At 40.5% G+C, this 13,175-nt stretch carries 9 protein-coding genes; 6 read left to right on the forward strand and 3 right to left on the reverse strand.

Annotation, left to right across the window (positions count from 1 at the left end; all coding sequences use genetic code 11):
* Positions 1-97 precede the first annotated feature (97 nt).
* Positions 98-2,398: a glycoside hydrolase family 10 protein gene (locus ACFFRD_RS23660; protein ID WP_392477818.1), complete on the reverse strand. Its 2,301-nt coding sequence runs from the start codon at positions 2,396-2,398 to the stop codon at positions 98-100.
* A 534-nt stretch (positions 2,399-2,932) separates the two neighbouring features.
* On the opposite strand from ACFFRD_RS23660, the gene ACFFRD_RS23665 reads away from it, so the two are divergent.
* Together ACFFRD_RS23665 and ACFFRD_RS23670 are read left to right on the forward strand one after the other, a co-directional pair.
* On the forward strand, positions 2,933-4,459 hold the full coding sequence (locus ACFFRD_RS23665; RefSeq protein WP_392483158.1) for a DUF1565 domain-containing protein: 1,527 nt from the start codon (positions 2,933-2,935) through the stop codon (positions 4,457-4,459).
* A 129-nt stretch (positions 4,460-4,588) separates the two neighbouring features.
* The gene (locus tag ACFFRD_RS23670; protein ID WP_392477820.1) at positions 4,589-5,371 is read left to right on the forward strand and encodes a hypothetical protein; all 783 of its coding nucleotides are present in this window, start codon (positions 4,589-4,591) and stop codon (positions 5,369-5,371) included.
* Between the two features lie 49 nt (positions 5,372-5,420).
* Here ACFFRD_RS23670 and ACFFRD_RS23675 read toward each other — a convergent pair whose 3' ends face one another.
* The gene (locus ACFFRD_RS23675) at positions 5,421-7,496 is read right to left on the reverse strand and encodes a tetratricopeptide repeat protein (RefSeq protein WP_392477822.1); all 2,076 of its coding nucleotides are present in this window, start codon (positions 7,494-7,496) and stop codon (positions 5,421-5,423) included.
* A gap of 486 nt (positions 7,497-7,982) precedes the next feature.
* Between ACFFRD_RS23675 and ACFFRD_RS23680 the strand changes: the two genes are divergently transcribed.
* Positions 7,983-8,243 carry a hypothetical protein gene (locus tag ACFFRD_RS23680; protein WP_012407382.1) on the forward strand — a complete coding sequence of 87 codons (261 nt, stop codon included), beginning with the start codon at positions 7,983-7,985 and terminating at the stop codon, positions 8,241-8,243.
* A 397-nt stretch (positions 8,244-8,640) separates the two neighbouring features.
* Positions 8,641-9,297, forward strand: coding sequence for a class I SAM-dependent methyltransferase (locus tag ACFFRD_RS23685; protein WP_392477824.1), 657 nt, complete (start codon positions 8,641-8,643; stop codon positions 9,295-9,297).
* A gap of 295 nt (positions 9,298-9,592) precedes the next feature.
* Here ACFFRD_RS23685 and ACFFRD_RS23690 read toward each other — a convergent pair whose 3' ends face one another.
* Positions 9,593-10,534: a 1-aminocyclopropane-1-carboxylate deaminase/D-cysteine desulfhydrase gene (locus ACFFRD_RS23690; RefSeq protein WP_392477825.1), complete on the reverse strand. Its 942-nt coding sequence runs from the start codon at positions 10,532-10,534 to the stop codon at positions 9,593-9,595.
* Between the two features lie 209 nt (positions 10,535-10,743).
* Here ACFFRD_RS23690 and ACFFRD_RS23695 point away from each other — a divergent pair, with 209 nt between their 5' ends.
* Both ACFFRD_RS23695 and ACFFRD_RS23700 read left to right on the forward strand, forming a co-directional pair.
* On the forward strand, positions 10,744-12,474 hold the full coding sequence (locus ACFFRD_RS23695) for a diflavin flavoprotein (RefSeq protein ID WP_392477827.1): 1,731 nt from the start codon (positions 10,744-10,746) through the stop codon (positions 12,472-12,474).
* A 179-nt stretch (positions 12,475-12,653) separates the two neighbouring features.
* The gene (locus tag ACFFRD_RS23700) at positions 12,654-13,166 is read left to right on the forward strand and encodes a phosphate-starvation-inducible PsiE family protein (RefSeq protein ID WP_114084855.1); all 513 of its coding nucleotides are present in this window, start codon (positions 12,654-12,656) and stop codon (positions 13,164-13,166) included.
* The last annotated feature ends 9 nt before the right edge of the window (positions 13,167-13,175 follow it).

The following is a 13,175-nucleotide window of genomic DNA, read 5'->3' on the forward strand; positions in this document are numbered from 1 at the left end:
TTCAAGCACTAAAGTGCTTACTACAAACCTAGCAAAATTAATGCGATAGACCACTAGTTTTGAACATTAGGTAAGGGAACAAGTCTTTACTTTCATGTTACCGCCGATTGCGAAAACCCTGTCTTCCATTAACTTGGTCAAAGAGGACATCGTATTTATCAAAAAAGGCGATGCCAGTATTTACAAATGTAGGAAGTTCTGATTGTGGCGAAATACTTAAATTCCAGCGATTAAATCCGTCGCGGGTTCCTGGTGTCAAGCTGTAATCAAAAATGCCATTAATTGCTACTTTTACAGCATTCGCTGAACGTAATACTCCTGGTTTGAGCTTACCTGCTGTTGAAGCTGACTTGAATTCAGTCAAACCATTAATAGTTCCAGTATCAGTAATCATTTTGCCGTTACAAAGATTTTTAGCAGAACTTCCAGCAATAGTTAAACAAACTTTGTTCACTTGAGAGTCCCATCTATTACCAGGTACACCATTAATTTCGCTTTGTTTACTCCAAGGAGCCATTTTGAAACCTGCTTGATTACCAGCAGTTAAACCGAGAATTAGGCTGCCATTATTGTTATTACCACCATTTCCCGTAACAATAAATCCGTTACTCAAATTGCCTGGTAATTTTCTCAACGGATTATAGGGAAGTGACTTTTCAAAATAGTTGACACCGATAATACCGGAAAATGGCACACCATTCTTTGCTGAACAATTAGGCTTTTGGGCAGTACATTGGCGACTGGTAACAATCTGTACCGGAACGGGTTCTGCGGCAGGAAGCAAACCAAAGCGGATGTTAGTATAAACTAATTCTCCATCAAGGATAGTCCCATCACTTAATACCTCCTTGATATTTTGTCCCGTTCTGCGGATAGGAGCATTACCTAAAAACTCTTTGGGAACTCGCAACCCTGCTGAACCTGTATCTAATAAGATACGTCTTGGTTGACCATTTGCGATCGCCATTTCCAAAAAATAGCCGCGAACACGTTGACCCAAGGAAGGTTTTGTGTACAAAGGTAAGCTTATGGTATCAAAAGTTGGCTGGCGGGGTGTATTTTGAGAGATATCGCGTAACGCTGGATTTGGGAAAAGAGCCGCAAATGCTGACTGGCGTTGCGCTGCTGGTTCAGGCGCAATATCCCAAAGGCTTTCGTAGTAGAAAAACCCAATACCTAAACCCCGTTGTTGCGCTGCTTCTACTTGGGGTTGGATTTGTGACATGGAAACTTGGCGATTTCGTAACCCCGCTAAAATACCGATACCTGTTGGGATAATTTTTTGGGTTTCCAAAATGTCTGGGCGGGTAATTTGACTGATAAAACTTGCCAAATCATTACGGTACACCTGCATAACTAACTCATCGACAATACCCAAGCGTACCCAGTTGAGCCAGTCTTGCAGTTGCACTTTATAGGCGTATTCCGAATCAACAGGAGAAACTGAGAAGATAGCGTTCGGTTTTTGAGCTTTCACGGTTTGGTAGAGGTTTACCATGAATGCAGTGATTTTATCTGCCCGCCATCTTTTCCATGCTTGGGCTTGGGGATTAGGTGGAGGAGGATTACCGGTTTCTTGAGTATATAGACTAATTGTGTATTTATCGTAACCAAAATCCACAGGTAAACTCGTATGGTCGTCAAATTGAACGCCATCAGCATTGTATTGAGTAATGACTTCCATCACGAGTTCGGTGAGCAACTTTTGCACTTCGGGGTGAAACGGATTCAACCACGCTACTTCACCCGCAGCACTAATTGAAGTTTGAGTCCCATCCCGCTTTTGTGTCAACCAATCTGGATGCTGGGATGCAAGTTCTGAAGTTAAGGGAACCATGAAACCAAATTCAAACCAAGGTATTGCTAGTAGTCCTTCTCTGCGGGCTTGGCTGATAATGTCTGCAATCACATCTTGTCCATCTGTTCCCTTGAAGAAGAAGGGAATACCCATTTTTTGCATGATGGCACTGGGGTAATGTGTATAGCCATCGTTCCACACTACTGGATAAACAGTGTTAAAGTTTAACTTTCGTAGTTGGCTCATGGCTGCTTGCACCTTGGAGCGATTTCGGAAAACGCTAAAATCGTTACCACTGAGCCACACCCCCCGAATTTCTTGACGAGGTTGAGGAGGCAGTTGGGCAATAGCAGGGGCAAAGCTGTTGAGTAAGAATACAGCAACGAATGATATCAAAAATAATAATGGCAGCAGACGCTTCCTGAAAAGCCACCAACCTTGATGAATAAAAGGCGATGTCTGGCGACTAGCCGCAGCTCTATCAGGCGCTTTACGTAACTTGCTGCGGCATAAAAGTAAGCATCTACGCACGAGGTTTAATAGTAAGTTGGTTAGAGTCGCATTAATTTCTATGCTTTTTTCCCAAAACTGAGTTGTCATTACTTCTGGCTGGTTACTAATTGCTTAAATTTCATTCCATATAAATGTTAAATTGCTACACCAGGAAAACTGATACAGTAATTTAGCTGCAAGACGCTTGACGCAGTTATAGAGTTAGTAGTGCCAAGAATGGTTGTGCCGAACATTCAATGCTGATTTTTGGGGATAAACCTTCTCTAACTCCTCTCTCAGATGTTCAGGGTGATAACCGTGGTCTTTTAAGGCACTTCCAGTAGATAAAACATCCCATCCCTGCGTTTGGGTGGGGGCGCAAGACCTTTCGCCCCGACAAATATAGAAATAATTGTGGATAATCTATTTTTTGGAAGTTCCTACCCTGGGAATACCAAAGACCGAGATGAGAACTCGGAATGTTGCATGAGAGTCTATAACTTGTGTGTACAGATTATCTGCTTGCAAGAAAAAGTAACGTGGATACATTTTCTATACACAGTCATACTACTTTGAAAAAGTTTGCTACAAGTAGTGTTATTTATGATTGTCATAATTAAAACAATTGACTCTCAACTATCAATGGTGAACTCTACCCTCGTCGTCACACTCTATATCAACCCTATGACAGGGAATGATACCAATACTGGTTCACGGTTGAGTCCGTTTAAAAGCCTCAGCCGTGCCTTAAAAATAACCAAAATCCCGACGATAATTCATCTTGAGCCGGGGACTTACAGCGCTGCTAATGGTGAGGTGTTCCCACTGATTATCCCTGAAGAGACAACAGTGATGGGCAACGAAGCAAACAAAGGTGCAGGGATTGTAATTTCCGGGAGTGGTGAGTATGAAAGTCCCAGCTTTGGTATACAAAATATTACGCTGCTCTTGCTAGATGATGCCAGTCTTTTAGGTGTGACTGTCACTAATCCCTCAGCTAAAGGTACTGGTATCTGGATTGAATCGGCTGCACCTACTTTAGCGAATAATACTTTAAGGGACTGTGGGCGAGAAGGTGTGTTTACCACTGGCACTGCCAAACCCCAAATTTTAGATAACATATTTGTGCAAAATACTGCTAGCGGGTTGGTGATAGCAGGTCATAGCCAGGGAAAAGTACTGCGGAATTTATTTGAAAGAAACCCTTTAGGTATAGCAATTAGTGACTTTGCTACTCCGACGATCGCAAATAACAAATTATCAGAAAATCGTACCGCGATCGCACTTTCTCGCAACGCCCAACCTGTGCTGCGTCAAAATCTCATTACTAAAAATACCCAAGGTGGTCTGTTAGTCAATGGCAATGCAATTCCTGATTTAGGCAATATCCAAGATTCTGCTGATAATATTTTTCGTGATAATAGTGAATTTGATTTGTATAATGCTACTAAACAAAAGCTAATTTCCGTAGGTAATGATTTGAATCCTTCTCTAATCAAGGGATTGGCAGAATTAATCCCAGCCAATCTAGTAGCGGTTAGCACAAATATCTCTGAGGCTCCAGCACCATCTCAAAAACTCCCCGCGCCTGTTCAACTAGATGCACATTGGGCAGAACCATTTATCCAAGCATTAGTAAGCATGGATTTAACTCATCGTTTTGCCGATGGCAGCTACCAGCCAGATAAACCCATGACTCGCGCCCAGTACGCATCTCTGGTAGCGATCGCCTTTAACCCATTTCCCAAAATCTCAGCACCGGATTTTACGGATGTACCCAAGGATTTTTGGGCTTATAGCGCTATCCAAGTGGCGGCTAGTGGTGGCTTTGTTGGCGGATTTAGCGATCGCACTTTTCGCCCCAATCAACACGTCCAACGGCTACAGGTGATTGTCTCCCTAGTAAACGGACTGGGACTAGCAGCTGTTGATAGCGATATTTTAGAAGTATATAGTGATCGACATACCATTCCCGACTACGCCCGAAAAGCCGTAGCCACTGCTACACAACAAAAAATCATCGTTAATTACCCAGATCCCCAACTACTTGCACCTTTACGTCTAGCAACACGTGCCGAAGTTGCAGCAATGGTTTATCAGGCATTAGTTGCCATTGGGCGAACATCTGCGATTAAATCATTCTATGTAGGGTTGCATTCTAGAAGTTGACAAGTAGAATAGGAAACACTGCTTATCTGCTTTGTACTCTTGGAAAAAAACCATGTAGTTAAAAGCACGCTAGGCTAATATGCGATGGGTGAAGAATCTTAAGACCTATTGCCGAAAGCTAATAGCCCCATGTTAACAACACTTCCAGATACTTCTGCCAACTTGGCGATCGCTTTATTAATTAATTATAGTTTTGATCTCAGTGGCTATAGTGCCAATGAGCTAGTAGAGCGTTGGCAAACGCAATACCCACTGAATTGGCTACACCTGGCAGTAATTGAGGCACTATATCAAGGCCGTTATAAAGCAGTTTCGGTGCAGCAAATTTTAGTATTTTGGCAGCGCCGGGATCAAGCTACATATCATTTCAATATGGAATTTGAACGGATGATTTGTAGCAAATTTCCCCAAAGTTTAACCTCATCGCCTGCTCCAAGCCTACCGCTAGCCAAGAAAAACCCCATTGTAGAGAGAGTCACGAGTCCTCAATTACCACCTGCGAAGATTCGTAATGGCTATCAAAAAAGCAATACTGCAACTCTACAACTGAAAAGTTACGAACAAAAGACATCTTTAGATGAAGAAGTCAAGGAGGAAGCTAGGGACAATAAAACTGTTCTCAAATCTCCCCTTTCGGGAAAATTTGCTTCTTCGGCAACCCTTCAGCTATCCTCTGCTGTTAGCCAAAGGCAAACTTTACAAGAAAGTTCACCGCCTCCCCCATCACCAAGCCATTCTCAACGACAGCCAAAACTGCTGCCACCTGCTGCTATTCATGCCCCGATTGGGCAATTTACCCCAGAAAAAAGCGATCGCTCTGATTCTTTTACATCCAAACTCAAAGCGATGTCTAGCGAACCAAATCCGCCAGATGGGGGAGTAGGGGAGCAGGGGGAGCAGGGGAAGTATTAATGACAAATGACAAATGACTAATGACTAATGACTAATGACAAATAACTTTTTATTCTGCAACTAACTGCTTAAAGCGCTCATCATCGGCAATATCATCAAAATCTAGGTCAGTTGCTGCGTCTTCTTTATACCTGGGATCAAGTTCAATTGCTTGTTTCAGAGTTTCCAGAGATAGTTCAACTTCTCTTTGCAGTGCGTAACAGGCTGCTTTGTTGTAATAGGCACTCGCATAATCTGGCTTAATTTCTAAAGTTTTGTTAAAACTAGCGATCGCTTCATCATCGCGTCCCAATCTTACCAAGGTATAACCGCGTTTATCCCAGATTTTGGGAGAATTAGGTTGGAATTCTAGCGCTTTATCAAAAGACACTATTGCCTCTTCGTATTTTTCCAATGCTACGAGAGAAAGACCGCAATTTAACCAAGCGACTGCATCATCAGGCTTGATTTGTGTAGCTTTCTCGAATGAAGCAAAGGCTTGCTGATGCTGTTGTAATTTCCCAAAAGCAACGCCGCGATCGCACCAAGCTTGATGGTAATCTGGTTGAATCTGGATAGCTCGATCATAGGATGCGATCGCATCTTTATAGCGTTTCAGCCTTCCGAGAGTTAGACCTCGTTTTAACCAAGCCACAGGTTCATCAGGTTGAATTTTAACCGCTTGGTTGTAAGCTGCGATCGCATCTTCATAGCGCTTTTGAGAAAACAGCTCATCTCCCTCTTTTACATACTCCTCAGCAGTCAATTCTGGTTGTTGTGGCTGTTCCTCTATTTCTTTTTCTTCCTTAACTTCATAATTCACCGCCTCTAAGATAGATTCAGGTGTAATTTCAGTTAGTTCTTGAAGAATAAGATCCTTTCTTTCTTCGGCATCCAATTGTAACTCAGAGAGTTGAGAGACAAACTCAGTTTCTAATCTTTCTAACTTCTCCAAAATGAGAATTTTTTGTTGTTGAGCATTCCATTGTAATTCTGAAAATTGTGAACTAAATTCAGAACCAGCTTTTTCTAAATTCTCAATAATTAACTCTTTGCGCTTTTGAGCATCTAATTGTAATTCCGATAGTTGTTCAGCAAACTCTAACTGTAATACTGCTAAACTCTCAACAATTTTATTTTTTTGCTCTTGAGCATCCGCCTGTAGTTCTGATAACTGAGATTTCAATTCATTATCTAACTTTCCTAAACTCTCAAATGCAATCTCTTTTCTGTGGTGAGCATCTACCTGTAATTCTGATAATTGATCGGCAAATTCTGATTGCAATTTAGCCAAACTTTCAAAAACTATATTTTTTTGGTTTTGAGCATCAGACTGCCATCCAGATAGTTGAGATATGAACTCAGACTTTGATCCTTCAAGATCAGCCAATGCTAACTCTTGCTGTTGTTGTACACCTAACTTTAAATTAGACAATTCTTGTGACATAACGGATGCTAAACTTCCTAGATTTTCCAGCGCTACATCTCTTTGTTGTTGAGCATCAACCTCTAATTTAGATACAACAGAAGAAAAATTAGACTCTAAAATTTCTATATTTTCTTGAGATTTCTTAAGTTGAGTTTCTAATCTACTTAATACCTGTGATTTAGCTAAATCTAGTTCCGATGTCAGGGTAGATAAATTTTCTTGCTCGCTTTTAATTTTTTGTTGTAAACTAACCGTTTCTTGTTCTAGTTCATAATTTATTTTTTTAGCATCTTGAATAACATTTTCAGCCTCTTGTTTAACGGTGGATAGCTGATTTTGTAATTTTTCCATTCCCTGTAATTGTTGCATCGCTCTATCAACAATTTCACGGATTACCACCCGTCGCAGTAGCCAAAATAAAGCAATGATTGCGACTGGAAATAGGCTTAATATAACTAGCCAGACATTGAGTAAAATAGTTGTACGACTAAAAGCGCTATTAAAATCAGATTGGACTTGCTGTTGAATTCGCTTTTCTGCTCGTAGCCGTGTTAATTCTTCCCGTTCCTGATTCGACAATACCGAAGTCTGGGTTAGTACTGGGGAAGGTGATGGTGCAGATTGCCCATTGGCAATTCCAACGGATAATAGTAAGGGTAAAAAGACAATAGTACTTTTTACAATTAAAGCGAAAACAGCTTGATTTTTGCTCTTCATAACAACCATTTTCAGTCTGTTGGTCAGTTTTTGAAGCGGCGTGCCTCTTTCCAATCTATAACAGAATTAAGTAGTGAAATGTTGTAGAGATACTGGGAAATTCTGAATAATCCTTAACTAATCTATTCCCTCGTCTCTTCGTGTACGTAAAACTTTAGTGCTGGGGTGCAGTCAAGTTTTTAACATTATTTTTTGTTAAGTACTATTATAACATTACTAAGGTCAAACTACTGCCAAAGACGACGAAAACTAAAGCAGCACAAATAATAATTTATTAACCTATGGAAGACAGATTGCAGTAGTATCAAGGCTTTTTTAGACCATATACCGAAATACCTTCGGATGTGGCTACAGATGCTAGGGTGTTGAAACTGGAATTTGCACCTATAGGTGAAGTGTCAGGTGTGCGTACTTCGCACTAACATTAGATTATCTAAGATAAACAGATTACTTGTTCTAAAATTTACTTAACAAAGGTGGTAGAAAATGGGTAGGCTAAATCCTTATACACTGCAATTGCAGATTACCCGAATGTTTGAGCAAGGGCAATCATTTTTTGCCACAACCAAGGTACAAGAATGGTTGAAAGAACGCAAACATAATCCAGAAGATTATGACATTCTTTTTCATAAAAAACCCGCACCTCCAGGTTCAAAAGAAGTGATGGTAGTGGAAATTGAATTACGCCGCAAAGATGGACAACCTGTAGATCCTTGGTTACAGGAACAAGCAAATCTTCATGCCTAATTTTATCAACTAGCATTTAATTGATATTACCTTAACAGAATTTACTAAAAGAAAGCGTTCCGCAATCGGGAACGCTTTTTGCTATTTTTGTATTTATAAATTATTTATAAAAAGAAATTAACCGCAGAGGCGCAGAGAACGCAGAGAGAATAATTGGACATTTTGACGACTCATTCGTTTAGGATTGCTATATATAGGCAAATTCTACTTCTGATTCTGCACTTTTTCTATTTCTGTGGTAAGTTACGGGAAGTCGCTAGGTATGTATATTAATCAAAATCACCCCATCGGATGAATCAAATGGGTGAGGTACAAGAAACATAAATTATCGTACCTTAAGACTATAAATAGTTGCTTATTGCAATAATTTATAGCCTCAGATTTTAGGAAGTAGATAATGACTGTAAACCAAATTATTGGAGATTCACCAAATCAGATTTATGCCAACTTTGGTAAACGTTTCTTTGCCTGGATGATGGCTCAAAGTAGCAGCACGTATGATAATATCGTCGGCGAGCGCAAACGTTCTCTTTTTGCAAATCTCCAAGGTAAAGTGTTAGAAATCGGCCCAGGAACAGGCCCTAACCTACCCTACTACCCTAAAGATATCCACTGGATAGGAATCGAGCCAAACCCTCACATGCACTCCTATCTTCAAAAACAAGCTAAAAAACTAGGCTTAAATATCGACCTCAGAATTGGTAATGCTGAATGGTTAGATGCTGAAGATAACAGCATAGATACTGTTGTTAGTACCTTAGTTTTGTGTTCAGTGCCGAATATAGATTATACATTACAGGCAATTTTAAGAGTACTCAAACCAGGTGGACGCTTCTTATTTATTGAACACGTTGCTGCACCTAAAGGAACTGTATTGCGACAAGTACAAAGCGCAATTCGTCCGATTTGGCAAGTGATAGGTGATGGTTGCCATCCAGATAGAGAAACTTTGATTGCTTTAGAAAATGCTGGTTTTGCTAGTATTAATTATGAGCGATTTGATGCACAATTGCCGATTGTCAGTCCTCATATTATTGGCGTAGCAACAAAGTGAAATAACTTTTAGAGGTTGCTGGATAAAAATATGAATATCTTACGCAGATGAGCGAGTGTGTGAAACTAATTTATATCTTCGCCCAGCAATGCCTCTTTTATAGAAAATCTTTCATTTAGGGATAGATATTAATTATTTGTGCGATTGCCCATATCAAAAACATTAAATTCAATTCCATCTAACTTCAACCTCAAAGCTTCTAATAATAGGTTTATCCTTTCTTTAATAAAAATGCTTGGGGCATTTTCAGGAAGTGCATGGACTCTTGACTACTGATATTTAATTAAGTGGCAACTCAGATTTTAGAAAATCTCTGCAACTTTTCTTCCATACCAACGTTGCCCTGTAAGCCTCCTGTGTGTACCAGCAGCAACGAATCGCCTTTACTAAAAAATCCCTGCTTTAGTAAATCCATCACACCGTAAAACATTTTGGCGGTATATACGTAATCAAGGGGTATGCCATGTTCCTCCCTGAACTGTTGGCTAAACAGTAGCAACTCGTCATTCACCTTTGCATAGCCGCCAAAGTGGTAATCACATACCAATTCCCAGGAAGCGGGAGAGTTAGATAGTGTGGGTAAATCAGAGGCGAGGTAATTTGTCAGCAGACTTTCAATTTCTTGTGCAAGAAATGAGCCATTTTTCAGAACGGGAAAAGCGATCGCTCTTTGTCCTTGATGCAATGAAAGGGCAATACCAGTCAGTGTGGTAGCTGTACCGCAGGCTACGCATATATGATCAAATGCGTAGACGGCATCATAAATGATCTCCATACAGCCGCGCACACCATTTAAATTACTCCCACCTTCGGGAATGATAAACACTTCACCGAAGCGTTGTTGCAGATATTCCTCTATCACTGGTGTGTTGCGCTGTCGATACATTTCGCGGTTCATGTACACAAGCTGCATACCCTGTTGTACAGCAAAACTCAGTGTCGGGTTTAGTGGTAGTCTCTCCTCCCCACGAATTATGCCGATGGTACGAAAACCGAAAAGATTACCAGCAGCCGCAGTTGCATAGATGTGATTGGAATAAGCGCCGCCAAAAGTAAGCAGCGTTGTGAAATTTTTCTCCTTGGCTTCCAAAAGATTGTATTTCAGCTTGAACCACTTATTGCCGTTAACCCACGGGTGCATGAGATCCAGGCGTAGTACATACAGATCAACACCAGCGCGATGGATGATTTCGCTGTTGATTTGTTGTATGGGAGGAGGAAAAAATATTAACGACATGCCAAACCATCTTAACTGATTATTTACATTTTCTCACATTCATTATTGATGATAAACATTGAGAAATTTCAATGGTAAATCAATCTAAATAATGAATAAAACTTTCTGATGATTAGCTTTAGAAATTGGCATTTTACTAATTGAGTATTTCAGGTAAATATAAGAGACATAACGCTCGCTTCAGATAACAATCTTTTTGGAGAAAACAAATGGTTGCACTCATACAGCCCACTCAAGTTACTCCCAACCCAGGACGTTTGACAGTAGAAACTGTCGAAATTGCTCCTCAAACAACTGCTATTCGTTGTCTAGACTGGGATAGAGAACGTTTTGATGTCGAGTTTGGTCTACGGAATGGTACGACTTATAATTCTTTTTTAATTCAGGGAGAAAAAGTTGCCTTAGTTGATACATCTCACCGCAAGTTTGAGCAATTATATCTTGAGATACTGGTGGGATTAATTGATCCGACTAAAATAGATTATTTGATTATTAGCCATACAGAACCAGACCACAGTGGCTTAGTAAAAAATATTTTGCAATTAGCTCCATCAATTACTGTTGTTGGTGCTAAGGTAGCTATTCAATTTTTAGAAAATATGGTTCACCAGCCCTTTAATTCAAGGCAGGTGAAAAGTGGAGAGCGATTAGATTTAGGCAACGGACACGAATTAGAATTTATCTCTGCACCTAACTTACACTGGCCTGACACAATCTTTACTTATGACCACAAAACTAGCACTCTCTACACCTGTGATGTGTTTGGGATGCACTACTGTGATGATCACACTTATGATGAAAATATCACCTTACTTGAGGAAGATTTTCAATATTATTATGATTGTCTTATGGGTCCCAATGCTCGATCTGTTTTGGCAGCTTTAAAGCGGATTGAAAAGTTAGAAATAGGAACAGTTGCTACGGGACATGGACCTTTATTACAACACTATATTCCAGAATGGCTCGGACGTTATCAAAACTGGAGTTTAGAACAAGCAAAAACAGAGACTTTAGTGGCTCTATTTTATGTTGAAGATTACGGGCATAGTGAGCAGTTAGTCCGTACCATAGCTCATGGATGTGCGAAAACAGGCGTAGCAGTGGAATTATTTCCTCTCAATAGTTCTGAACCTCAAGAAGTTAGAGAATTAGTTGCACAATCTTCTGGTTTAGTAATTGCAATGCCACCCCAATCTTCGGTGATAGCTCAAGCCTCTTTAAGCACTATTTTAGCTGCTGTTCACAAAAAGCAGTCAATTGGTTTATTAGAGTCGGGAGGTGGAGAAGATGAACCTATTTATCCTTTACGCAATAAGTTTCAAGAACTAGGATTAACTGAAGCCTTTCCACCTATTTTAGTTAAGGAAATTCCTACCCAAGCAACGGAACAGCTTTGTGATGAAGCTGGGACAGACTTGGGTCAATGGTTGAATCGCGATCGCACCATTAAACAAATCAAATCTATCAATACTGAGCTAGAGAAGGCTTTAGGGCGGATTACCACAGGATTATATATTATCACCGCCAAAAAAGGAGAAATTCAGAGTGCAATGTTGGCTTCTTGGGTGACACAAGCGAGTCTTGAGCCTTTAGGAGTTGCGATCGCAGTATCCAAAGATCGGGCAATTGAATCTTTGATGCACGTTGGCGATCGCTTCGTTCTAAACGTTTTAGAAGAAGGCAAATATCAAGGATTAATGAAACATTTTCTCAAGCGTTTCGCTCCTGGTGCAGACCGATTTGCTGGAGTGAAGACATATCCAGCGAACAATGGATCGCCCGTTTTAGCTGAAGCCCTGGCTTACATGGAATGTGAAATCACTAGCCGCATGGATTGTGGAGATCATTGGGTAATTTATAGCACAGTCCAAACTGGAAGAGTTTCCAAGTTAGATGCACTTACCGCCGCGCATCACCGCAAAATTGGCAATCATTACTAATTTGTCATTGGTCATTGGTCATTGGTCATTTGTCATTTGTCATTGGTCATTAGTTATTTCTTATTCTCCCCTTGCTTCCCCTGCCCCCCTGCTCCCCTTGCCTCCCCTGCTCCTCTGCTCCCCTGCCCCCTACCCCACACAGACGCGATGAATCGCGTCTCTACAACTCCTAAAAAATTATGTATAAATCTGCTGAAAATACTCCGATTACGATGTACGAAATCAACCGTGGGCGCGTTGTGCGAACCTTGGAATTTATCCAAGATGTGATTGTGATTTGTTTGTGTATCGGTTTATTTAGCTTCATGGTGCTTCAGGTGAGAGATATGTTTCTCTCCTTACTTCCACCTCTAGATTTTCATGCTGTTACTGCCGATATTCTCTTTTTGCTCATATTAGTTGAGCTATTCAGATTGTTGATTATTTACTTGCAAGAACATCGAGTATCTATTGGGGTAGCTGTTGAAGTTTCCATCGTTTCCGCTTTGCGAGAAGTCATTGTTAAAGGTGTTCTAGAAACAAGTTGGAGTCAAGTTTTAGCAACTTGTGCCTTTTTATTAGTGCTGGGAGTACTACTATTTCTCCGAGTTTGGCTACCCCCTACTTTTGAAGGTATTGATCCCGAACAAGAGGTATCCAAACGCTATAGAAGCAGAGCCAAGTCTGAATTAATACAAAACAATGGTCATTAAAAATCGGGA

The sequence above is a fragment of the Nostoc sp. C110 genome (genome assembly GCF_043099725.1).
In the GTDB taxonomy this organism is placed as follows: domain Bacteria; phylum Cyanobacteriota; class Cyanobacteriia; order Cyanobacteriales; family Nostocaceae; genus Nostoc; species Nostoc muscorum_A.

Bases quoted from the DNA above. Each gene is read 5' to 3' on its own strand.
- ACFFRD_RS23680 (WP_012407382.1), top strand. From the start codon at position 7,983: ATGGGTAGGCTAAATCCTTATACACTGCAATTGCAGATTACCCGAATG.
- ACFFRD_RS23660 (WP_392477818.1), bottom strand. From the start codon at position 2,398: ATGACAACTCAGTTTTGGGAAAAAAGCATAGAAATTAATGCGACTCTA.
- ACFFRD_RS23685 (WP_392477824.1), top strand. From the start codon at position 8,641: ATGACTGTAAACCAAATTATTGGAGATTCACCAAATCAGATTTATGCC.
- ACFFRD_RS23700 (WP_114084855.1), top strand. From the start codon at position 12,654: ATGTATAAATCTGCTGAAAATACTCCGATTACGATGTACGAAATCAAC.
- ACFFRD_RS23665 (WP_392483158.1), top strand. From the start codon at position 2,933: ATGGTGAACTCTACCCTCGTCGTCACACTCTATATCAACCCTATGACA.
- ACFFRD_RS23690 (WP_392477825.1), bottom strand. From the start codon at position 10,534: ATGTCGTTAATATTTTTTCCTCCTCCCATACAACAAATCAACAGCGAA.
- ACFFRD_RS23675 (WP_392477822.1), bottom strand. From the start codon at position 7,496: ATGAAGAGCAAAAATCAAGCTGTTTTCGCTTTAATTGTAAAAAGTACT.
- ACFFRD_RS23670 (WP_392477820.1), top strand. From the start codon at position 4,589: ATGTTAACAACACTTCCAGATACTTCTGCCAACTTGGCGATCGCTTTA.
- ACFFRD_RS23695 (WP_392477827.1), top strand. From the start codon at position 10,744: ATGGTTGCACTCATACAGCCCACTCAAGTTACTCCCAACCCAGGACGT.